At 62.4% G+C, this 21,029-nt stretch carries 21 protein-coding genes and 1 tRNA gene; 15 read left to right on the top strand and 7 right to left on the bottom strand.

Annotated features, from left to right (window positions below; all coding sequences use genetic code 11):
• From JWP26_RS12430 to JWP26_RS12420, 3 genes are all read right to left on the bottom strand, one after another.
• On the bottom strand, positions 1–179 hold a 179-nt coding region (locus JWP26_RS12430; protein ID WP_367184124.1), incomplete at its 3' end, for a DeoR family transcriptional regulator.
• Positions 176–1,192, bottom strand: a complete 1,017-nt coding sequence (locus JWP26_RS12425) for a PP2C family serine/threonine-protein phosphatase (protein WP_299727887.1) — start codon at positions 1,190–1,192, stop codon at positions 176–178. The genes JWP26_RS12425 and JWP26_RS12430, both read right to left, overlap by 4 nt.
• 43 nt (positions 1,193–1,235) lie before the next feature.
• On the bottom strand, positions 1,236–2,225 hold the full coding sequence (locus JWP26_RS12420) for an extracellular solute-binding protein (protein ID WP_299727884.1): 990 nt from the start codon (positions 2,223–2,225) through the stop codon (positions 1,236–1,238).
• 125 nt (positions 2,226–2,350) lie between these two features.
• Here JWP26_RS12420 and JWP26_RS12415 point away from each other — a divergent pair, with 125 nt between their 5' ends.
• Together JWP26_RS12415 and JWP26_RS12410 are read left to right on the top strand one after the other, a co-directional pair.
• Positions 2,351–3,412, top strand: a complete 1,062-nt coding sequence (locus JWP26_RS12415; protein ID WP_299727881.1) for an ABC transporter ATP-binding protein — start codon at positions 2,351–2,353, stop codon at positions 3,410–3,412.
• A gap of 5 nt (positions 3,413–3,417) precedes the next feature.
• Positions 3,418–5,058 (top strand): iron ABC transporter permease, encoded by a 1,641-nt coding sequence (locus JWP26_RS12410; RefSeq protein ID WP_299727878.1) that lies wholly within the window; start codon positions 3,418–3,420, stop codon positions 5,056–5,058.
• Positions 5,059–5,060: 2 nt separating this feature from the next.
• Here JWP26_RS12410 and JWP26_RS12405 read toward each other — a convergent pair whose 3' ends face one another.
• Entirely contained in the window at positions 5,061–5,582 is a 522-nt protein-coding gene (locus tag JWP26_RS12405; RefSeq protein WP_299727875.1) for an NUDIX hydrolase, read from the bottom strand.
• A gap of 324 nt (positions 5,583–5,906) precedes the next feature.
• On the opposite strand from JWP26_RS12405, the gene ugpB reads away from it, so the two are divergent.
• The 12 genes from ugpB (at position 5,907) to JWP26_RS12345 (ending at position 17,847) form a co-directional block, all read left to right on the top strand.
• Entirely contained in the window at positions 5,907–7,235 is a 1,329-nt protein-coding gene (gene ugpB / locus JWP26_RS12400; protein WP_299727872.1) for a sn-glycerol-3-phosphate ABC transporter substrate-binding protein UgpB, read from the top strand.
• 70 nt (positions 7,236–7,305) lie between these two features.
• Positions 7,306–8,190 carry a sn-glycerol-3-phosphate ABC transporter permease UgpA gene (gene ugpA / locus JWP26_RS12395; protein ID WP_299727869.1) on the top strand — a complete coding sequence of 295 codons (885 nt, stop codon included), beginning with the start codon at positions 7,306–7,308 and terminating at the stop codon, positions 8,188–8,190.
• A gap of 9 nt (positions 8,191–8,199) precedes the next feature.
• A complete protein-coding gene (ugpE, locus tag JWP26_RS12390) occupies positions 8,200–9,048 on the top strand; it encodes a sn-glycerol-3-phosphate ABC transporter permease UgpE (RefSeq protein WP_299727866.1) in 849 nt (282 codons plus the stop codon).
• Between the two features lies 1 nt (position 9,049).
• Entirely contained in the window at positions 9,050–10,096 is a 1,047-nt protein-coding gene (gene ugpC, locus JWP26_RS12385) for a sn-glycerol-3-phosphate ABC transporter ATP-binding protein UgpC (protein ID WP_299727863.1), read from the top strand.
• A 23-nt stretch (positions 10,097–10,119) separates the two neighbouring features.
• The gene (locus JWP26_RS12380) at positions 10,120–10,869 is read left to right on the top strand and encodes a glycerophosphodiester phosphodiesterase family protein (RefSeq protein ID WP_299727860.1); all 750 of its coding nucleotides are present in this window, start codon (positions 10,120–10,122) and stop codon (positions 10,867–10,869) included.
• Positions 10,870–10,877: 8 nt separating this feature from the next.
• Positions 10,878–11,663, top strand: a complete 786-nt coding sequence (locus JWP26_RS12375) for a DeoR/GlpR family DNA-binding transcription regulator (protein ID WP_299727858.1) — start codon at positions 10,878–10,880, stop codon at positions 11,661–11,663.
• Entirely contained in the window at positions 11,660–12,442 is a 783-nt protein-coding gene (locus tag JWP26_RS12370) for an HAD-IIB family hydrolase (RefSeq protein WP_299727856.1), read from the top strand. Before JWP26_RS12375 ends, JWP26_RS12370 begins: the two co-directional genes overlap by 4 nt.
• 142 nt (positions 12,443–12,584) lie before the next feature.
• Complete coding sequence (locus JWP26_RS12365) at positions 12,585–13,928, top strand: extracellular solute-binding protein (protein ID WP_299727854.1); 1,344 nt, start codon at positions 12,585–12,587, stop codon at positions 13,926–13,928.
• 72 nt (positions 13,929–14,000) lie between these two features.
• Entirely contained in the window at positions 14,001–14,885 is an 885-nt protein-coding gene (locus tag JWP26_RS12360) for an ABC transporter permease subunit (RefSeq protein WP_299727852.1), read from the top strand.
• Between the two features lie 9 nt (positions 14,886–14,894).
• Entirely contained in the window at positions 14,895–15,812 is a 918-nt protein-coding gene (locus tag JWP26_RS12355) for an ABC transporter permease subunit (RefSeq protein WP_299727849.1), read from the top strand.
• A gap of 13 nt (positions 15,813–15,825) precedes the next feature.
• A complete protein-coding gene (locus JWP26_RS12350; protein ID WP_299727846.1) occupies positions 15,826–16,944 on the top strand; it encodes an ABC transporter ATP-binding protein in 1,119 nt (372 codons plus the stop codon).
• Between the two features lie 15 nt (positions 16,945–16,959).
• Positions 16,960–17,847, top strand: coding sequence for a TIM barrel protein (locus JWP26_RS12345; protein WP_299727844.1), 888 nt, complete (start codon positions 16,960–16,962; stop codon positions 17,845–17,847).
• A gap of 151 nt (positions 17,848–17,998) precedes the next feature.
• On the opposite strand, the gene JWP26_RS12340 is transcribed toward JWP26_RS12345, so the two are convergent.
• Together JWP26_RS12340 and JWP26_RS12335 are read right to left on the bottom strand one after the other, a co-directional pair.
• A tRNA-Ala gene (locus JWP26_RS12340) sits at positions 17,999–18,074 on the bottom strand.
• Positions 18,075–18,149: 75 nt separating this feature from the next.
• Complete coding sequence (locus tag JWP26_RS12335) at positions 18,150–19,163, bottom strand: aldehyde reductase (RefSeq protein WP_299727841.1); 1,014 nt, start codon at positions 19,161–19,163, stop codon at positions 18,150–18,152.
• 72 nt (positions 19,164–19,235) lie between these two features.
• Between JWP26_RS12335 and JWP26_RS12330 the strand changes: the two genes are divergently transcribed.
• The gene (locus tag JWP26_RS12330) at positions 19,236–19,799 is read left to right on the top strand and encodes a TetR/AcrR family transcriptional regulator (RefSeq protein WP_299727838.1); all 564 of its coding nucleotides are present in this window, start codon (positions 19,236–19,238) and stop codon (positions 19,797–19,799) included.
• Here JWP26_RS12330 and JWP26_RS12325 read toward each other — a convergent pair.
• Positions 19,796–20,803, bottom strand: coding sequence for a Gfo/Idh/MocA family oxidoreductase (locus JWP26_RS12325; RefSeq protein ID WP_299727836.1), 1,008 nt, complete (start codon positions 20,801–20,803; stop codon positions 19,796–19,798). The two genes, JWP26_RS12330 and JWP26_RS12325, sit on opposite strands and share 4 nt — an antisense overlap.
• Positions 20,804–21,029 lie beyond the last annotated feature (226 nt).

Below are 21,029 nucleotides of genomic sequence, written 5' to 3'. Positions count from 1 at the left end.
CGCAGGTCGCGCCTTATGGTCTGGGTGGTGACGTCGAACCGTGCCGCCAGTTCGGCCACCGACGCCGCGCCATTGGCCCTCACGGCATCCAGAATGGCGCTTTGCCGCTCGCCGAGCCGCGCGCCGTCATTGGCCGCGACCAGCTCGGGGCCGTTGTCCAGCGAGGGGCGTCCGCTCACTTGAGACGGACGCCGAGATAGCTGCGGTCGTCGGTCAGCATGGTGGCGGTGGTTCCCTTGGTGCTCATATAGCGGCCAATCTTGTGAAAATCCTCGGCCTCGACCTCGGCGAAAGCCGCTTCCCAAGCCGCTACGCCAAAGCCGTCGCCGAGCTTGAAATAGCCATCGGAGAATAGCTCCACGGTTTCGATTTCTGCCAGCGGATAAGTGCGGGTCTCCACAAACCGGTTTGGCACTGCAAAGCCGTCGAGCCCGCCATAGCCAAGCGCGGGCTCGGTGACGTTCTGGAACTTGCCCTGGCCATGGGAGATGCCGTGCTGGATCAGCAGCAGCAGTTCGGCTTCGGGAATTCCGGGCAAGTGGGCGCGGCAAGCTTCAAGCGCGCGGCGTTCGATTTCGGCGATGACTGTCGGCTCGGCAGTGAGCGAGCCGGTGGTCTGGTTGCGTGTGCCCTGCCAGGTCACGGCGGCGGCCAGTTTGTCGGCCTCCTCTGCAGGGCGGCCCAGAGCCTCGAAATAGCGCCAGGTCTCGCGGCGCAGGATGGCTGTCACATCGTCGAGGGGTTTGAGCACCTGCAGCACGTCGGTGCCGTTGATGCGCAGGCCGCTATCGCCAACGGCGACAACCTCCAGCTTGTCCTCGATTTGGAAGGCGAGCATCACCGTGCAGCCGGCGCGCAGTTTCCAATCGGCGGTGACGGCGTCGAGCACGCCATGGGCGACATAGCCATCGTGGATGGCTTTGCCCAGGTAAGCGATCAGATGTTCGCCGCCCTGATATTGCAGCTCGGGCTGGTCAGGCTCGCCTTGCGCCAGCAGAAACTTTTCCACGGCGCGACGCACCACACGCGAGGCGTAGCGGCCGGACAGCATGCCGCCATAACGGGTGCCGTTGCGGTCGGTTACGCCGTCGATAACGGCGTAACCGAGGTCAGGCATGATAACGAGGCTGTCTTCATTGGTCTCGGGATGACCAAACTTCTTGCCTAGCGTGAACGCTTCGAGCTGCCTCATTCAGACCTTCTTGTCGTCGAGTGTTGAAACGGAGGAGGGGCGATTACTCGCCAATCGCGGTCCGCCATTTTGCGAGGACTTCCTCGGCACCGCCGAAATCGGCCAGCGGCTTGACGTTGACCAGCGTCAGGTCGGTTAGGTTCGGCGTCCCGGTTGGCCCGGCGACGTCGGTGCGCACCGAGCGGCGGCCGATATCCATGGCAAGTTTTTCCTGGGTGGATTTGGACATGGCCCAATCGATGAAGGCCTTGCCGCCATCGGGATTGGGGCCGCCCTTGACCAGCGCCACGCCATCGGGGGTCGCGGCAGTGCCGTCGGTCAGGTGCACGATGGCAATCGGGGCGCCGCCCTGGACATATTCCAGCGCATTGTCCTCGAGGGTCAGGCCCATGGCGGTTTCACCATCGGCGACGAAACGCGGCACGGCGCCCGAGCTGTCGGCGAAGACGAAGTTCTTGGCGATGGCGGCGTATTCGTCCCAGCCCTTGTCGCCGAACACGGTCAGCACCGTGGTCAATTGCTGCATGGCGGAACCCGAACCATCGGCGCGCGCCGAGGCGATCTGGCCGGCATATTTTGGATCGGCCAGTTCGGCCCAGGTTTTTGGCGCGGTATCGAGCGGCTGCAGGTCGGTATTGACGGCCAGCACATAGACCACCGCCGTATACGGGGTCCAAGCCGGATTGGAGATGAACTGGGGATCGATCTTGTCGAATTCGGGTGGGCTATAGGGGACCAGATTATCGGCCAGTTCGGTAAGCGAGCTGCCCGAGATCGACCAGATCACGTCGGCGGCCGGCGCACCGGCTTCAGCGACGACGCGCTTGGCGATGTCGCCGGAACCCAGCTTGACCACCTCGGCCTTGAGCCCGGTTTCCTGCTCGAAAATGGGCAGCAGCGTATCGACGATCGATGACTTGTGGGCGGTGTAGATGACGACCGTCCCCTCCGCCGCGAAGCCGATGGCGGTGAAGCCGGTCGAGGCGATCAGCGCTGCGGACAGGCTCAGAAATGTACGTTTGCGAATATTCATGTGGTCCCTCCCGTTCGTTTTGGATCATTGAAAGATCGAATTGATCCTGACCCACACAGAAAAATGTTGCAATACGAAAATTATGGCTGTTCTCTGCTGTTGAAATGACGCTGGGGGAGCGCCGCATGAGCTATTTGACCGTCACCAATGCCATCAAGCAGTTTGGAGGCAGCTTTACGGCGCTGAGCGGGGTGTCGATCACAGTCGAGCGCGGCGAGTTCTTTACGCTGCTGGGCCCCAGCGGGTGCGGCAAGACCACGCTGTTGCGCTCGATCGCCGGGTTCAACGATTTGACCTCGGGCGAGATCACGCTGGACGGCGCCAACCTGCGGCTGGTGCCGCCGCACAAGCGCGATATCGGCATGGTGTTCCAGGACTATGCGGTGTTTCCGCATTTGAGCGTGTTCGACAATGTGGCCTTCGGGCTCAAGCCGCGCAAAGTGCCGGCGGCCGAAATCAAGACGAGGGTGACCGAAGCCTTGGCGGCGGTGCGGCTGGGCGCGCTGGCGGACCGATTGCCGGCGGCGATGTCGGGCGGGCAGCAGCAGCGCATCGGGCTGGCGCGCGCCATGGTGATCAATCCGCACTTGCTGCTGATGGATGAGCCGCTGTCCAATCTCGACGCTAAGCTGCGCGTCGAATTGCGCGAGGAAATCCGTGATATCCAGAAGCAGGTCGATATCGCTACCATCTATGTGACGCATGACCAGGAAGAGGCGCTGGCGATTTCGGATCGCATCTGCGTCATGAGCGCCGGCCAGATCGAGCAGATCGGCACGCCGCAGCAGATTTACGGCAATCCGCAGACGCGGTTCGTCGCCGAATTTGTCGGCACGCTGAACAGCCTGACGGACAATGATGCGCTCAAGGCTGTGTTGGGCCAACTCAGGCTGTCGGCGCCGGGCGCGTCATGGGCGGTCCGGCCCGAGCGGCTGGGCCTTGGCGAGGCCGATGCCGGCAGTTCCGATGGCGTCGTCGCCGTGCCGGGGATTGTGGGCAAATACACTTATCTCGGGCGCGAGGCGCATGTGCTGGTCAAGACGGCGATCGGCGAACTGGTGGTGCATCTGTCCAATCCGGGTATCGAGGCGACGCGGCAGCCTGACGAGAAGGTCAGCGTGTTGATCGAGCGCAGTGCGCCGATGGCGTTCGACGCGGCCGGCAAACGCCTGCCTGCGGCAGGGTGAACGCCATGCCACGCTTCAATTTCTGGACCGGCGTGATGGTGCTGACCTGGCTGTTGTTGATCAGCCTGCTGTTCGTGCCGGTCGGCTCGGTGCTGCTGTCCAGCCTCTACGACCAGGCCGGTAATTTCACCTTCGCCAATTATCAAAAGTTCTTTGCCGAGACGCGGTTCCACCAGGCGTTCTTCAATACGCTGGTGGTGGGGTTTGGCGGTTTGGTCGGCGCATTGGTGCTGGGCTCGGTCATGGCTTTTTGCGTGTCGCGCTTTGAAATCCGCGGCGGCAAGTTTGTCTCGCTGCTGGCCATCCTGGCGCTGGTGTCGCCGCCATTTATCGGGGCCTATTCGTGGATCGTGCTGTTCGGCGCCGGCGGCGTGGTGCGCGGCGGCCTGCGCGAGATGGGCGTCAACATGCCGCCGATCTATGGCCTGGGCGGCATTCTCATCGTCTTCGCGCTGAAGTTCTATCCCTATGTCTACCTGATGGTTTCGGGGGCGCTGAGCAACGTCAACCGCTCGCTGGAGGAGGCGGCCGAGGGGCTGGGGCTGACGCCGTGGCAGCGCACCTTCAAGATTTCGTTCCCGATGGTGTTTCCGGCGCTGTCGGCGGGTGGGCTCTTGGCGCTGATCCATGCCATCGCCGATTTCGGCACGCCGCGCCTGCTGGGCAGGGGCTATAATGTCTTGGCAACGGAAGCCTTCACGCTCTATTCGGCGGAGGTGGGCTCCAACATGTCGATGGCGACCACTATCAGCGTGCTGCTGATAGTGGTCTCGATGATCTTCGTCTTGCTGCAGCGCTATGTGTCGCGGCGCAATGTCTACCACGGCAACATGATCAACAAGCCGGTCCGCGTCCGCCTCAAGGGCTGGAAGAACGTGGCGGCGCATTTCGCGGTCTATTTCATCGGACTATGCGGGGCCATGCCGGTGATCGTGGCGATCATCTATTCGTTCCGCAAGACCAACGGGCCGGTATTCCAGCCCGGCTTCGCACTGCAAAGCTATGAGCGCATCCTGTTCAACCTGGGCGATGTGGTGCGCAATTCGCTGACCTTCTCGGTGGGGGCGGTGGTGCTGATTGTGCTGGTCGGCACCCTGATCGGCGTTCTGGTGGCGCGCCGGACCAATCTCAATACGGCGCTGCTCGATGGGGCGTTCATGATCCCCTATGTGATGCCGGGCATTGTCATCGGCATCGCCTATATCGCGGCGTTCAACACCGGCCCGGTCGTGCTGACCGGCACGGCTGCGATCATCGTACTGTCGATCTTCATCCGCCGGCTGCCCTATATGGTGCGGACCACGGCGTCCTCGCTGCGCCAGATTTCGCCCAGCATGGAAGAGGCGGCGATCTCGCTCGGCTATAGCCCGTTCAAGGCTTTCCTGCGCATCACCGTGCCGCTCATCGTGCCCGGCATCATTGCTGGGGGCATGTTGAGTTTCGTCACGGCGATCAATGAGTTGTCCTCCTCGCTGGTGCTTTATGTGGGGCGCACTATGACCATGCCGGTGCGGATTTACCTGCTGATCCTGGATGGCGATTTCGGCACCGCCGCCGCCTTGTCCACTGTGCTGCTGGTGCTGAGCGGTGTGGCGGTCTACATCGCCTTTCGCTTCATGGGGCGGAACGAGCAGGCGCTGTTGTAAGACTACTCGTCGCTGCGATCGCTGCCGAAGGTGGAGGTGCTCGAGCGCCCGCCTTTCGGCCGCCAGACGCGGCGCAGAACGAGGGCATCGTTCTTGACCATCAGCAGCGACAGCATGGCGGCGAGGCTGGGCACGAAGACCACGGCGGCGGCGGCGTCGAGCGCGAACCATTGCCGGTCGCGCTGATGCTGCTCGGGCCACTCATCCAACTGGTGGCTGACCCGAAAAGCAAACACCGAAACCATGCAGGGCGAGGTCGAGCCGTCTGGCTCGATGCGGCGGTAGGCAAACTTGGCCAGCCGCGACTTGCTGATCCGGCCCTTGATGCCGGCCTCCTCGAACGCCTCCTGGCGCGCCGCCTGGGCGTTGCTCTTGCCATCCATCGGCCAGCCCTTGGGCAGCAGCCAGTGACGGCTGATGCGCGAGGTGACGAGCAGGATTTCCAGCTCGCCGTTCGCGTTCAATCGCCATGGCAGCGCGGCCACTTGCTTGAGGCGTTTGGAAGACGGCGCCAGTTCAGTCATGCAGAGTCGCTTTGGATGGTTGCGTCCTTCGGGCGGGCGACGGGATGGTCCTCCCCAATCCCCTCATCACAGCACAATGTTCATGTGAACCATAGGTTCGCAATATCCAAGCGATATTTGTCCGATGAAAAAATCGTCACCAAAAAGGCTGTGCAAACGCCGCCTTTGTCCGCTCAATCTGGGGTTTGCTGCGCGCGGACACACTGCAGCCAGCGCCTTAAGAATGTTCATTTGAACATTTTTGGGTTGCAAAGCGACATTCCCCTGTTACGACTTGTTGTCAATCAGGGGCGGGAGGCTCCTGCAAGGATAAGTGGAGAGAGCATGTTGAAAAAGGCTTTGGTCATGTCCGCGGGACTCGTTGCCATGTTGGCGGCCTCCCCGGCCGTACAGGCGGCGACACAAATTCAATGGTGGCATGCCATGGGTGGCGAGAACGGCGCCAAGCTCGAAGAGATCGCCAAGGGGTTCAACCAATCGCAGTCCGACTACGAGATCGTCCCGGTGTTCAAGGGCACATATGACGAGGCGATGAACGGCGCAATTGCGGCTTTCCGCGCCAATGAACAACCCGCCATCATCCAGATATACGAGGTGGGCACCGGCACCATGATGGCCGCCAAGGGCGCGGTCTATCCGGTCTATCAATTGATGAAGGACCAGGGCGAGCCGTGGGATCAGTCCAAGTTCCTGCCCGCCGTCGTGGGCTATTATTCCGATACCGACGGCAATGTGCTGTCGCTGCCGTTCAACTCGTCGACCCCGATCCTCTACTACAACAAGGACGTGTTCGAAAAAGCCGGCCTCGATCCCGAGACGCCACCCAAGACCTGGGCGGACATGGAAAAGTTCTCCCAGCAGATCGTCGATAGCGGTGCCGCCACCTGCGGTTTCACTACGGCCTGGATTTCCTGGATCCACACCGAGAACCTCAACGCCCTGCACAATATGGCCTATTCGACCGAGGCCAACGGCTTTGGCGGCCTGGGCGCCGAGTTCGTGTTCAACAATCCGCTGACCGTGCGCCATTGGGGCAATCTCAAGAAGTGGCAGGATTCAGGGCTGTTCAAGTTCGGCGGCCCGGCCGGCGGCGACAATGCACCCCCGCTGTTCTATTCGCAGGAATGCGCGATGTTCATGAACTCCTCGGCCGGCCGCGCCGCGGTGATCAACAACGCCAAGGACTTCAAGGTCGGTTTTGGGCCGCTGCCCTATTATGACGACGTGATCCAGGAGCCGCTGAATTCGATCATCGGCGGCGCCACGCTGTGGACGCTACAGGGCCGTCCGGCTGAGGAATATGCCGGCGTCGCCAAGTTCTTCACCTATCTGCAAAAGCCCGAAGTGCAAGCCGACTGGCATCAGTTCAGCGGCTACCTGCCGATCACCGAGGCCGCCTATGAGCTGGGCAAGAGCCAGGGCTATTACGAGGCCAATCCAGGTTCGGACATTGCCATCAAGCAGTTGACCCGGATCGAACCCACGGAGAACAGCAAGGGCATTCGCTTCGGAAATTACGTGCAGGTGCGCGGTCTCATCGACGATGAGTTCGCGGCCCTCCTGGGCGGGCAGAAGACCGCGCAAGAAGCGCTCGATGACCTCGTCAAGCGCGGCAACGAGCAGTTGCGCGATTTCCAGAGTGCCAACGAGTAGGCCCATACCTCCCGGGCCGGCGTGCGAGCGCCGGCCCTTCGAGGGCAGAACTGATCCGACGCGAGGGGCCATGCAAGGCAAGCGCACCGTTTTTCCCAACAAGGTCCTGCCCTATCTGCTGCTGTTGCCGCAGCTGGCGGTGACCATTGTCTTCTTCCTCTGGCCGGCAGCCCAGGCGTTCTGGTCATCGTTCCAGCGCGAGGATGCGTTCGGGTTCAAGACCACCTTCGTGTGGTTCGCCAACTATACCAAGCTGTTCGCCGATCCGGTGTACCTCAACTCGTTCCGCACCACGGTGATCTTCTCGCTGGCGGTATCGCTGCTGTCGCTGGGCATTGCCCTGCTGTTGGCGGTGGCGGCGACGCGGATGCTGCGCTCGTCGCGCATCTATTCGACATTGATCGTGTGGCCTTATGCGGTGGCGCCGGCCATTGCGGGCATTCTGTGGTGGTTCCTGTTCAATCCCTCGATCGGCATCATCGCCTATGTGCTGCGGCGCTTCGGTATCGACTGGAACCACCTGGTCGATCCGAACGACGCCATGATCCTCGTGGTGATCGCCGCGACCTGGAAGCAGATTTCCTACAATTTCCTGTTCTTCATGGCGGGGCTGCAATCCATTCCCCATTCGCTGGAAGAAGCCGCCGCCATCGACGGCGCCGGGCCGACCAAAAGGTTCTGGACCATCATCTTCCCGCTGCTGTCTCCCACGACATTCTACTTGATGGTGATCAACGTGGTTTACGCCATGTTCGATACCTTCGGCGTCATTCACGCCACCACTGAAGGCGGGCCGGCACGGGCCACCGAAATCCTGGTCTACAAGGTCTATTTCGACGGCTTTGTCGGGCTCAACCTGGGCTCGTCCGCCGCTCAGTCAGTCATTCTCATGGCCATCGTTATCGGCCTTACCGTCGTCCAGTTCCGCTGGGTCGAGCGGCGCGTACAGTATTGAGGGTGCATCATGGTTGAAAACCGTCCGCTATTGAATTTCCTGTCGCACCTGCTGCTGATCCTGGGTGTCGCCGTCGTGGTGTTCCCGGTCTATGTGGCGTTCATCGCCTCGACCCACGGGCCGAACGATTTCCTGTCCGGGGTGGTGCCGTTGTGGCCGGGGCCACATCTGCTGGAAAACTATTCGCAGATGCTGACCACGGGGCTTTCCAGTTCGGGAGCGCCGCCGCTGCTGCCGATGATGTGGAATTCACTGATCATGGCGGTGGGGGTCGCGGTGGGGAAAATTTCCATCTCGATCCTGTCGGCCTTCGCCATCGTCTATTTCCGCTTTCCGTTCCGCACGTTGGCGTTCTGGATGATTTTCATCACCCTGATGCTGCCGGTGGAGGTGCGCATCGTGCCGACCTTCCAGGTGGTGGCGAGCCTTGGGATGCTCAACAATTACGGCGGCCTGATCGTGCCGCTGATCGCTTCGGCGACGGCAACATTCCTGTTCCGCCAATTCTTCCTGACGGTGCCAGACGAGCTGATGGAAGCCGCCCGCGTCGACGGAGCGGGGCCGCTGAAGTTCTTCTGGGATATCTTGTTGCCGCTGTCGCGCACCAATATCGCGGCGCTGTTCATCATCCTCTTCGTGCTCGGGTGGAACCAGTATCTGTGGCCGCTGCTGATCACCACGGACCCACACCTTTATACGGTGGTGATGGGCATCAAGCGGATGGCGGCGGTGGCCGATGCCGAACCGCGCTGGAATATCGTCATGGCGGCGGTGATGCTGGCGGCGCTGCCGCCGGTGCTGGTGATCGTCGCCATGCAGCGCCTCTTCGTCAAAGGTCTCACGGAAACGGAGAAATAGGATGGCAACGATCGAGTTGATCGACCTCAAGAAGAATTATGGAGCCATTCCGGCCGTCAAGGGCGTGGACCTCAGTGTTGCCGATGGCGAGTTCATCGTTCTGGTCGGCCCGTCCGGCTGCGGCAAGTCGACCTTGCTGCGCATGGTGGCGGGGCTGGAAAGCGTGACCTCGGGGCGCATCGAGATCGGTGGCCGCGACGTGGTCAAGGCCGAGCCCGCCGAGCGCGACATCGCCATGGTGTTCCAGAACTACGCGCTCTATCCGCATATGACGGTGCGCAAGAACCTGGAATATGGCCTACGCAATCGGCGCGTGAAGAACGAGGAAATCACTCGACGCGTGCAGGAGGCCGCGGCCATGCTGGAGATCGGGCCGATGCTTGATCGCAAGCCGCGTGAACTCTCTGGCGGGCAGCGCCAGCGCGTCGCCATGGGACGCGCCTTGGTGCGTGAGCCGGCGGCGTTCCTGTTCGATGAACCGCTGTCCAATCTTGATGCCAAGCTGCGGGTGCAGATGCGCGTGGAAATCCGGCGGCTGCAGCGCCGGCTCAAGACCACCAGTCTATATGTGACGCATGATCAGCTCGAGGCGATGACGCTGGCGGATCGTCTGGTGGTGATGAATGGCGGATTGGTCGAGCAGGTCGGAACGCCGGTCGAGGTCTATGAGCGGCCGGCAACGGTGTTCGTGGCGGGCTTCATCGGCTCGCCGCCAATGAACCTGATCGATCTCGATTATTTGCGCGCGCAGTCGGCCGGGACCGACCTGGCATTGCCGAACGGGACCGACCTAGTTGGTATTCGTCCTGACGATATGGTGCTGATCGGACCAGTCGAGCCCTCCATTGCCCTCAAGGCGACTGTGGAATTGCTGGAGCCGGTCGGTGGCGAAAGCCACCTGCATATCCGGCTGGCTGGCTCTAACCAGTTGGCCATCGTGCGGGTGCCGGGCCGGCCCAGCTTTGTCGAGGGCTCCGAGATTTCCGTCTTCGCCCGCATCGGCGACCTGCATCCCTATAACCGCGCCAGCGGAAACCGAACCGACTGAGCGAGCAAGGATATTTAGCGTCAATGAACGAGCTCTCTTCTGCCACCAAGCGCAGTATCGACGATGTGCAGGCCCATCGCGGTGCGTCCGCCGTGGCGCCGGAAAACACCGTGGCGGCATTCCGCGCCGCCCGCGAGCAGGGTGCGCGCTGGGTCGAACTCGATGTGGCATTGCTCGGCGACGGCACGCTGGTGGTGATCCACGACCCCATCCTGGACCGGACCACATCGGCATCGGGATCGCTGGCCACAATAGGCGCCGCGGACCTTCACACGATCGACGCAGGATCGTGGTTCGATCCCGCATTCGGTGGCGAGAAGCTGCTGACCTTTGAGCAGGCGCTGGTGGCGCTGGGCGAACTGGGGCTGAACGTCAATGTCGAGATCAAGCAGCACGCCCATCACAAATCGCTGGCGCAACTCACCGAAGCGGTGCACGCAGATTTGCAGCGGCGCAACAGGCAGACGCAGGTCATGATCTCCAGCTTCGATGCCCAAGCGCTGAAGGCGATGAAACAGCTCGGCCCGAGCTATGACGTCGCCATGCTATGGGGCGAGCTGCCGGCGGACTGGGAAGCTGTGCTCGATGCCATTCCGGCCAGCACCATTCATTTGAACTATCGCCATCTAAGCTTCGCCGTGCTCGATGCGACGCGTAAGCGCGACGTGCGGGTGCGAGTCTGGACCTGCAATGCGCCCGAGCAACTGGCGCCGTTCTGGGCCGAGGGGCTGGCTGGCGTCATCACCGACAATCCGACACTCTTCCTGAGCTGAGGTTCGCCATGGCCGTCCCCCAACTGTCGGTTCGGCAGCGGCACATCATGGCACTGATAGAGGCCGATGGTGCCCAACAGATCGAGGATCTGGCGCAGCGGTTTGGGCTGACGACCCAGACCATTCGCCGCGACATCAATGTCCTCTGCGATCTTGGCCAGGCGCGGCGGTTTCACGGCGGCGTCGATCTGCCGGTGATGTCGCGCAATATTTCGGTCAATGCGCGCTCCCAGCTCAACAGCAGCGCCAAGCGACGCATCGCGCTCTATATCGCCTCGCAGATCACCGATGGCTCGACGGTTTTCCTCGGTATCGGCAGCACGGTGCAGTTCGTCGCCGCCGCCCTGCGCGAACGCAGCGGCTTGACGGTGGTCACCAACAATATCGATGTGGCGCGCACACTGGGCGAGGCGCCCGATGTGGAGCTGCATCTCACAGGCGGCATCTGGCGGGCCAATGACCAGGACGTCGTGGGGCCGGACGCGGTCAAGTTCTTCGGCAAGTTCTATGCGAGCTTTGCGGTGATCGGCGCCGGTAGCCTGAGCGCCGAACATGGCGTGCTCGATTTCAGCTATGGCGAGGCCCAGATCGCCAATGCCATCATCGAGAATTCGCGGGTGCGGTTCCTCGCCGCCGACTTCAGCAAATGGGGTCGCGACGCCAGCATCAGGGTGGCGCCGTTCGACCAGTTCACCCATCTGGTGACCGACCGGAAGCCCGATGACGCCGCGGCGCAGACGGCCTTGCAGCAGAGCGGCGTCAAGGTTGTGGTGTGCGATGAGGCCGTGGCATGAGCTTTTTGGGCTCCGCGCCCGCGCTGGCCGACGTCGACGGAGTGCGCTATCTGTTCACCGATATCGACGACACCCTGACCACCGGCGGCAAGCTGCTGCCCCAGACCTATCAGGCGCTGTGGGACCTGGCCGAGGTGGGGATCGCCGTCGTGCCGGTCACCGGCGGTTCGGCAGGTTGGTGCGAGCACATCGTGCGAACCTGGCCCGTTGCTGCCGCGATTGCCGAGAGTGGCGCGGTGGCGATGACGGAGGACAAGGGCCGCGTCAGCTTCGAGTTCTGGGAGAGCGAGGCCATTCAGCGCCAGCGGCAGGCCGAGCAATTGGCGTTCATAGCCGAGACGTTGGCACGGCATGACGGGTTCGGGCTGGCGCATGACCAGGCGTTCAGGATTGCAGATGTGGCGGTGGACATTGCCGGGCATGAGCCTGGGGCGATCAACGCGCTGGCGGCCGAAATCCGCGCCAGTGGTGCGACCGCGGCCATCAGCTCGATCCATATCAACAGCTGGATCGGCCGCTATGACAAGCGCGCCATGAGCGAGCGGGTCTTGCTGGCTTTGTCGGGGCTTTCGCTGGCGGACGCGGGGCGCGCCGTGTGCTTCGTGGGCGATTCGCGCAACGACGCCTCCATGTTCAGCGCTATCGGCAACACCTTTGGGGTGCGCAATATCGTGCCCTATCTGCAGGAGCTTCCGGTGGCGCCGCGCTGGTTGTCCGAGCGGCCCGCCGGGTTGGGCTTCAGCGATATCGCCAGTATTCTGGTCCGCGCCAAGAGCTGACGGGCCGGCGCGGAGTGTGTCGCGGAACGGTCGCACAAGGGTCACATCACCGTCACGGCCATGAAGCGCGACTGTCAAACTCGCCGAATAGGACTGCCGCCGCTGGCAAGAGCGCTCGGCACCCCATTTGGAGAGACCCCCAATGACACGCAATTGGCTGCTCAATGCAGCATTTACGGTAGGCGCGCTGGCGCTCGCCACTGCGCCCGCCCTCGCGGCTCCGACCAAGTTCGATTTCTGGTATGGCCTGTCGGGCGATCTGTCCGAGCGCATCCAGGACATGTGCAAGGACTTCAACGCGTCCCAGGCCGATTATGAAATCGTCTGCACCAGCCAGAACGATTACGACACCAACCTGCAGAACACGATTGCGGCTTACCGCGCCAACAAGCAGCCGACGATCAGCCAGATTTTCGACGCCGGCACGCTCGATCTGATGCTGAGCCAGGCCTATCTGCCAATCGGCGAGCTGATGACCCAGAACGGCTACGACATCGACTGGAGCAACTACTTCTCCGGTATCGCGTCGTATTATTCGACCTCGAAGGGCGAACTGCTCTCGATGCCGTTCAATTCCTCGACCGCGATGATCTATTATAACACCGACGCCTTGGCCAAGGTTGGTTTCGAAGGCCTGCCGACCACCTGGTCGCAGGTCGAAGACGTCGCCCGCAAGATGAAGGCCGCTGGCTACGATTGCCCGATCGGCTTCGATCCGGCCGGTGCCTGGCAGTGGTTCGAGCAGTTCGAAGCCATCCACAACCAGCCTATCGCCACCAACGGCAATGGCTTTGATGGCCTCGATGCCGAAATGGTCGTCGGCAAGGGCAAGTTCGTGCAGCAGTTGACCTGGCTCAAGGCCATGTATGACGAAGGCCTGCTCGTGCTGAAGTCCAAGGACACCGGCGAAGTCGACCAGGACGCTTTCGCCGCCGGCAAGTGCCAGATTTTCTCGGGCTCGATCGCAGGCCACGGCTCCGTGACCGCCAAGGCAATCCCCGATCTGCATTGGGACGTTGCCATGCTGCCGATGCTTGATGGCGTCGAACGCACCAACTCGCTCGTTGGCGGCGCTTCGCTCTGGACCCTCAAGGGCAAGACCCCGGAAGAATACAAGGGCGCCGCGGCGTTCTACAACTTCCTCGCCACCCCCAAGCAGGCCGAATGGTGGTCGACCGTGACCGGCTACATCCCGGTGACCAATACCGGTTTTGAAGCCATGAAGGCCAATGGCTTCTATGACGCCGCTCCCTATAAGGGTCGCGAAAAGGCCGTCGAAAGCCTGACCTTCACGCCGCCGACCGAAAACACCCGCGGCATCCGTCTTGGCAACTACGCCTCGATCCGCGCCGAAATGGTCAAGACCATGCAGAACGTGCTGTTCAACAACCAGCCCGTGCAAGAGGCGCTGGACGAGTTCGACGCCAAGGGCAACGACATCCTCCGTCGCTTCCAGGCCACCTACAAGGACGCCGTTCTCCCCTGATCGGTTGATCTAACTGCGTGGGCGGCCATCAGCCGCCCACGCTCTTTCATTTTCACGAGGCGGGTATCTGCAATGGAACGGCGCGCTTACTACCGCAACAAAGGACTGCCCTGGCTGCTCATCGCGCCGCAGCTCCTGCTGGTGCTGGTGTTCTTCTACTGGCCGACATCGCAGGCGCTGTATTGGGCGTTCACGCTGGAGCAGCCCTGGGGCGGCGGCAATAGCTGGGCCGGCTGGGACAACTTTCTCGCCATTTTCCATGATCGCGAATATTGGGGCACGGTCGTTCGCAGCGCGTTCTACGCCTGCTGCACCACGGCGCTCTCCATGTTCATGGCGCTGACCCTGGCAGTGTTCGTCGATCGCTCGCTCAAGGGCACGCGCGCCTTTCAATCGGTCTATGTCTGGCCCTATGCCATCGCGGCTCCTGCGGCAGGCGTCGCCTTCCGCTTTATCTTCGCGCCAGAAGCGGGCCTAGTCGGCGCGATCAACGGTCTCTGGCCCGGCATCTGGAACCCGGCCATCAACGGCTACCAGGCCTTGGGCATGATCATCGTCTGCCATTCCTGGCTCGGCATCGGCTACAATTTCATCTTCTTTTTGGCAGCCCTGCAAATGATCCCGCGCTCGATTTCCGAGGCCGGGGCGATGGACGGTGCCCGCCCGGTCCGGCGCATGCTCGACCTGCAACTGCCCCTGATCGCCCCCACGGTGTTCTTCCTGTTGATCATCAACCTGATCTCCAGCTTCACCGACAGTTTCGGGCTGATCGACACCATGACCGAGGGCGGCCCGTTCGGCTCCACGGAAGTCATGGTCTACAAAATCTATTTCGACGGCTTCAAGGGGCTCGATTACTCGGGCGCCGCCGCCCAGTCGATCATTCTCATGCTGCTCGTTGTGGCGCTCACGTTCGTGCAGTTCCGATGGGTCGAAAAGCGTGTCCACTACAACTGAGGATCTGCCATGATCGAGCGCTCGCGCATCTTCGACATCGTCACCTACGCGGTGATGATCTTTGGAATGGTCATCGTGGTGGCGCCGTTCTGGATCACCATCGTGGCCGGATCACAGTCGCTGCAGGAAGTCAGCCGGGTACCGATCGTGCTCTGGCCGTCCAGCCACCTGTGGGACAATCTGCTGGAGGCGTGGACCCGGGCCGATCTCGGTCCCAAGCTGCTCAACAGCATGATCATGGCCGTCGGCGTCACTGTGGCCAAGATCAGCCTGGCGTCGATCTCGGCCTTCGCCATCGTGTTCTTCAACTTCCGCGGCCGCATGATCTGCTTCTGGCTGATCTTCGCCACTCTCATGCTGCCGCTTGAAGTGCGCATCGTGCCGACCTATTCGATCGCCGCCAATGCGCTGATGCCGTTTCAGGTGATTCTGGACACGCTGGGGATCACCGGGCTGGTGGAGACGCTGTCTGGTCTGCGCATCGATATGGAATGGAACCTGCTCAATTCCTATCCGGGCCTGATCCTGCCGCTGGTGGCGACTGCGACCGGCACCTTCCTCTATCGCCAGTTCTTCATGACCATTCCGGACGAGCTGGTCGAGGCGTCCAAAATGGATGGCTCGGGCCCGCTGCGCTTCTTCTGGGATGTGCTGCTGCCCCTGAGCCGCACCAATATGGTGGCGTTGGCCACCATCCTCTTTGTCTCGACCTGGAACCAGTATCTGTGGCCGCTTCTCATCACCACCGACCGCAAGAGTTTCGGCACCGTGGTGATGCAGCTCAAGTCCCTGATCCCGGCCCTCAATGGCACGCAGGACTGGAATGTCACCATGGCGGGCGCCCTCATTATCATGCTGCCGCCGCTCCTGGTGGTTGCCCTCATGCAGCGCTGGTTCGTGCGCGGCCTTATCTCAAGCGACAAGTGATCGGATCGAAACGATGACCACAATCACCTTTAAATCCGTCAAGAAACGCTACAAGAAGAACCCCGTCGTGCATGGCGTCGACGCCCAGATCGAGTCCGGCGAATTCGTCGTGATCCTGGGGCCATCGGGCTGTGGCAAGTCCACGCTGCTGCGTATGATCGCCGGTCTGGAAGAGATCAGCGATGGCGAAATTCTGATCGGCGACACCGTGGTGAACAAGCTGGAGCCGCGTGAACGCGGCTGCGCCATGGTGTTCCAGAACTACGCGCTCTATCCGCATATGAGCGTGCGCAAGAATATCGGCTATGCGCTCAAGGTCGCCGGCATGCCCAAACCCGAACGCGAGGCGCGGGTGCTCAAGGTGGCCCAGTCGGTCAGCCTTGAAGGCTATCTCGATCGCCTGCCGGGGGAACTGTCGGGTGGCCAGCGCCAGCGCGTCGCCATGGCCCGCGCTATGGTGCGCGAGCCAAAAGTATTCCTGTTCGACGAGCCGTTCTCCAACCTCGATGCCAAGCTGCGCGTCGCCATGCGCTCCGAAGTGCGCCGGCTGCATCGCGACCTCGGCGTGACCTCGGTGTTCGTCACCCATGACCAGACCGAGGCGATGACGCTGGCCGACCGGCTGATCATCATGAATGGCGGTCGCGTCGAGCAGATCGGGCGTCCATCCGATGTCTATCACAACCCCGCCAGCCGCTTCGTCGCGGACTTCATCGGCTCGCCGGCGATGAACCTGATCGAGGGCGAATTCGACGCCAAGGGCGTGTTCAATCACGGCAAAGGCGGGCAGTTGCGGGCAGAAGGCGGCATGGCGCTGGCCGGCCGCAAGGTGGCGCTCGGCATTCGTCCCGAAGCGATCCGCCGCGCCGGGGCCGGCAGCAACGGCGCCATTGCGGCAGTGGTCGATTATGTCGAGGAACTCGGGGCCTCGAGGCTGATCTATGCCGATGCCAGTGGCAGCCGGCTGATCGTCGTGGATACCGGGACCGGCCCGCTGCCCGGCGGCACCAAGCTGCATTTCACCTTCGCCGAGCAGGATGTTCACCTGTTCGCCGAGGATGGCCGCCGCATCGAAACCCATGCCAGCGCCGCCCGGATGGCAGCGCATGCAGAACAGCCCATCAACGCCTGACTTTAGGGAAATTTCATGAGCAATATCATCGCCACCGGCTTCAATGCCAGTTCCGAGGACGGGGAACTGTTCAGCCTCGAAGCGGACCTGCGCGCGCTGGCCGATATGGGCGTCGACACGGTCGAAATCGGGCTGACCAGCGTCGACATCATATCTGGCGTCCGGATCATGGAGGAGCGCGCCAAGCGCCTCGGGGCCCTGACCACCCAGTTCGATTTCCGCTACACGGTGCACGGCCTGGTGTCGTCCAATTTCATGGACCCGGCGACCGTTGGCTACCAGCTCGCGGCCGCCAAGGCGCTGGTCGAGTTGTGCGACCGCATCGATGCGCGCATCATCGTGCAGCATGGCGGCAGCCTGTCGGCCGAGCAGGTGCATGACCGCGCCAATGCCGATGTCCGCGAGCGTGAAGCGCTGACCGAACTGGCCGATTTCGCCCGTCCATACGGCGTGCGCGTCGCGTTCGAGAACATCTTCACGACGGCGTTCGGGCAGTATCGCCAGACGCCGTCCGAGATTGCCGAAACGGTCAAGGCGGTGAACCATCCCAATGTGGTGGCGCTGATCGATTTCGGCCACGCCTATATTGAGTCGACGTTTCGCGGCCTCGATTTCCGCGAGCAGATCCGCGCCATGGCACCGGTCACCGGCCATCTGCATGTCCATGACGGTTTTGGCCGTCCGCAGGGGCATTACCAGCCCTATCACCCGCAGGAAAATACCGCGATGGGTATTGGCGACCTGCACATGCCGCTGGGCTGGGGCGATATTGCTTGGGAGGAAATCTTCGCCGAACTCGATTTCCTGCCCGACACCATCCTGATGATGGAAATCGGCCGCCGCTATCGCAGCGAGCAGCCCGACAGCCTGCAGCGCGCCAAGGCGCTGATGACGGCGCGGTAAGCTATGAGCGTGGCTCGGGCACAAGGGGCCACTTGACGATGCAAGCGGGAACGCGAGCGTTTCCGCCTGGCACTTGTCCGATGTGCAGGCAGGCCACGGCCAGGCGCCAAACTGGCTCGGCGTCGGCACAGCGATGTTGTGAAAGCCGGAATGGTGGAGCTGAGCGGGATCGAACCGCTGACCTCGTCATTGCGAACGACGCGCTCTCCCAACTGAGCTACAGCCCCGTTCCGACAGGGCGAGATATGAAGAAAAATCGAACCGGTTGCAAGGGGATATGTTTCTGCTTTGCGGCCCGCCGGCTAGACCAGTCTATGTTCGATCAGGCTTTTGCCGGTGGCGATGGAGGCTTCGGCGGCGGTGATCAGCGGCCGGCCCAGGCGCGCGCTACCAAGATGGCCGTCGACGCGCTTCTGGGTGCCCATTTCGTGCATATTGTCGCGCACGTCGCGGTCGAACAGGGCCGCGAGGCGCACCACCCAGTTGGGGAGTTCGGCGGTGGGCACGCGGCGGTCGGGGAAGGCGGGCTTGAGCATCTTGCCCATATCGGACATCCAATAGGTGCCTTCCGACGCGATGCAGCGCTGGCCTGCGGCGGCGGGATTGGTCATGGCGTCGACCTGCAGGGCCGCCACATCGCGCACATCGATGACCGACATGGCCAGCTTGGGCACGGCCGGTAATTTGCCGTCGAGCAGGCGGCGAATAAGCATGGACGAGGTGCCGGGGTCTTCATCGAGCAATGGCCCGAAAATGCCGGCGGGATTGATCACCGCGAGATCGTCGTGGCGGCCGGCTGCGTCCATCAGCGCCCAGGCCTCGCGCTCGGCGAGAGTCTTGGATTTCGGATAGGCGCCCGTGGTGGGGCTGTTGACATTGGTCCAATCCGCCTCCGTCAGGGCGCGCGAATAATCGGCGTGACCATATTGGATGGCGGCGATGGATGAGGTCAGCACGATGCGCTCGACCTTGCCGGCCAGGGCGGCGGTGATGGCGCGGCGGGTGCCCTCGACGGCGGGGCGGATGAAGTCGTTCTCGTCCTTGGGGGTCTCAAGGGCGAAGGGCGAGGCCGTGTGTTGCAGGTAGCGGCAATCCTTGATCGCGTCATCCCAGCCGGCGTCGCTCAACAGGTCGAGGGCGACAAATTCGAGGCGGCTCACGTCAGCGCCGGCATTGGCCAGGGTCGCGCGGACCTTGTCGGCGCGGTTGAGATTGCGCACACTGCCGCGGACGGTGTAGCCAGCATTGAGCAGTTGCAGCGCGACATGGCCGCCGAGGAAGCCGGATATGCCGGTGAGCAGAACGCGATCGGACATGGATCATTTCCTTTACGAATTGAACGATAGATATTAAAATCGTTCAATTAGTTCAAGAGTGAGTTTTGATATTTGAGCGAAACGGCAGACGGCAAGACCCAGGAAAAGCGCCGCCGCATTCTCGAGGCGGCGCGTTTCCTTGTGCTGCGCAATGGGTTACGCGGCACCACGATGGAGGCGATCGCCCGCGAAACGGGGATTGCCAAGCCGACGCTCTATGCTCAATTCGCTGACAAGGACGCGATCTTTGTCGGCATCGTCGATACCATAATGGACGATCTGCTCGCCGCCTATGATAGCGGCATGGCGGGAGACGGGGATATCCCGGAGCGTGTCGGCGCGGCGCTGGCGGGCCAGTACGTGGTGCTGGCAAGGACGCTGGCGGGATCGCCGCACGCTGGCGAGCTGATGAGCGAGCACAAACGGGTCGGCGTCAGGTTCCGCGACAAGGACCTGCGGGCCGAGGCCGAAATCGGCGCCGAGCTCCGGGCCGCCGGGGTGGGCGAGCCGGAATTGTTGACCCGGGTGGTCTGCGCGGCGGCTTATGGCATTGCGTTCAAGATCACCGATGAGGCCCAAATGGTCGCCGGCATCAAGCTGATGTGCCGGCGACTGATCGAGCCGGAACTGCACTAGACAGCCGCCCAGCCTCCCGATTTTTCGCTGGCGACGACGGCGTCGAGCACGGGCATGCTGGCAATGGCGTCGTCCACGCCCCAGGGCAGGGCCTGTTCGCCGAGCACGGCCAGGGCAAAGGCCTCGGCCTGTTCGGTATATTGATCGACGGCAGGAAGGATTTCGCGCCGCGCCAGGGTGCCGTCGAGACCGCCGCTGCTGTCGATCGTGATGGCGGTGAACTCGTCGGCGGGCGCGTTGAACGGGATGGTGATCTCGAGCTTGGCCTTGGTGCCCAGGACCTGCACGCGCTGATGCGCCGCCGCCTGGGTGGAGCAGATGAAGCTGAGCTGGCGGCCATTGCCGAAATCGGCGAGCACGCTTGCAAGGCGATCGGTGCCGAAATCGGGGTCGCGTTCGACGAGGGAAACGACGCGTTTCGGCTCGGCGCCGAAGATGAAGCGCGCGGCGGTGATGGGGTAGCAGCCGATATCCATGATGCCGCCGCCGCCGATATCGGCCTGGTTGCGGACGTTGGCGGGGTCATTGTTGAAGTAGGAAAAGACCGCATTGATGGCGCGGACATCGCCCAATTCGCCCGAGGCGACGATGTCGCGGGCGCGCAGCCATTGGGGGTGGAAACGGATCATGAAGGCTTCGAGCACGATGATGCCGGACGGGATCTGGCGCAGCGCTTCGGCATCGGCGGCATTGAGGGCGATGGGCTTTTCGCACAGCACGTGCTTGCCGGCCTTGGCAGCGGCGAGCGTCATGGGCACGTGCAGGTGATTGGGGAGCGGATTGTAGATGGCGTCGATATCGGGATCGGCGAACAGTTCCTCATAGGAGCCATAGGCCTTGGCGATGCCGAGTTCGGCGGCGGCGGCCTGGGCCTTGCCAAGATCGCGCGAGGCAATGGCGACGACTTCGGAATGGGCGGATTTCTGGATGGCGGGGGTGACCTTGGCCATGCCGATATTGGCGGTGGACAGAATGCCCCAGCGGATCTTTTTGGTCGTGGTCATGGATGCCTCCTCAAGCTGCATCAGGCTTAACGGGGCGGGACGAGCTTGACTAGTATGGAAGTGGGCGTGCGCAAGCGCCGCGCGGGTGGACCGGGCGGATTCCTTGCCATTCGAGCGTAGCTCTCATGGCCTTCTCTCCTCAAATCGATCCACTGGATCGATTTGCCCGCAGAGCGGGACGGCTCGAAGACTGCGGCATGCGGCGAGACTTGCCTCATGGTTTTGT

It is taken from the genome of Devosia sp., from assembly GCF_028290435.1.
Taxonomy (GTDB): domain Bacteria; phylum Pseudomonadota; class Alphaproteobacteria; order Rhizobiales; family Devosiaceae; genus Devosia.
The sequence above is the reverse complement of the archived record's forward strand: the minus strand, read 5'-3'. Positions and strand labels throughout refer to the sequence as shown.

Excerpts from the sequence above, each read along its gene's own strand:
- ugpA (WP_299727869.1), top strand. The coding sequence starts at position 7,306 with ATGCAAGGCAAGCGCACCGTTTTTCCCAACAAGGTCCTGCCCTATCTG.
- ugpC (WP_299727863.1), top strand. The coding sequence starts at position 9,050 with ATGGCAACGATCGAGTTGATCGACCTCAAGAAGAATTATGGAGCCATT.
- JWP26_RS12410 (WP_299727878.1), top strand. The coding sequence starts at position 3,418 with ATGCCACGCTTCAATTTCTGGACCGGCGTGATGGTGCTGACCTGGCTG.
- ugpB (WP_299727872.1), top strand. The coding sequence starts at position 5,907 with ATGTTGAAAAAGGCTTTGGTCATGTCCGCGGGACTCGTTGCCATGTTG.
- JWP26_RS12405 (WP_299727875.1), bottom strand. The coding sequence starts at position 5,582 with ATGACTGAACTGGCGCCGTCTTCCAAACGCCTCAAGCAAGTGGCCGCG.
- JWP26_RS12415 (WP_299727881.1), top strand. The coding sequence starts at position 2,351 with ATGAGCTATTTGACCGTCACCAATGCCATCAAGCAGTTTGGAGGCAGC.
- JWP26_RS12360 (WP_299727852.1), top strand. The coding sequence starts at position 14,001 with ATGGAACGGCGCGCTTACTACCGCAACAAAGGACTGCCCTGGCTGCTC.
- JWP26_RS12350 (WP_299727846.1), top strand. The coding sequence starts at position 15,826 with ATGACCACAATCACCTTTAAATCCGTCAAGAAACGCTACAAGAAGAAC.
- JWP26_RS12370 (WP_299727856.1), top strand. The coding sequence starts at position 11,660 with ATGAGCTTTTTGGGCTCCGCGCCCGCGCTGGCCGACGTCGACGGAGTG.
- JWP26_RS12325 (WP_299727836.1), bottom strand. The coding sequence starts at position 20,803 with ATGACCACGACCAAAAAGATCCGCTGGGGCATTCTGTCCACCGCCAAT.
- JWP26_RS12335 (WP_299727841.1), bottom strand. The coding sequence starts at position 19,163 with ATGTCCGATCGCGTTCTGCTCACCGGCATATCCGGCTTCCTCGGCGGC.
- JWP26_RS12355 (WP_299727849.1), top strand. The coding sequence starts at position 14,895 with ATGATCGAGCGCTCGCGCATCTTCGACATCGTCACCTACGCGGTGATG.
- JWP26_RS12425 (WP_299727887.1), bottom strand. The coding sequence starts at position 1,192 with ATGAGGCAGCTCGAAGCGTTCACGCTAGGCAAGAAGTTTGGTCATCCC.
- ugpE (WP_299727866.1), top strand. The coding sequence starts at position 8,200 with ATGGTTGAAAACCGTCCGCTATTGAATTTCCTGTCGCACCTGCTGCTG.
- JWP26_RS12380 (WP_299727860.1), top strand. The coding sequence starts at position 10,120 with ATGAACGAGCTCTCTTCTGCCACCAAGCGCAGTATCGACGATGTGCAG.
- JWP26_RS12345 (WP_299727844.1), top strand. The coding sequence starts at position 16,960 with ATGAGCAATATCATCGCCACCGGCTTCAATGCCAGTTCCGAGGACGGG.
- JWP26_RS12365 (WP_299727854.1), top strand. The coding sequence starts at position 12,585 with ATGACACGCAATTGGCTGCTCAATGCAGCATTTACGGTAGGCGCGCTG.
- JWP26_RS12375 (WP_299727858.1), top strand. The coding sequence starts at position 10,878 with ATGGCCGTCCCCCAACTGTCGGTTCGGCAGCGGCACATCATGGCACTG.
- JWP26_RS12420 (WP_299727884.1), bottom strand. The coding sequence starts at position 2,225 with ATGAATATTCGCAAACGTACATTTCTGAGCCTGTCCGCAGCGCTGATC.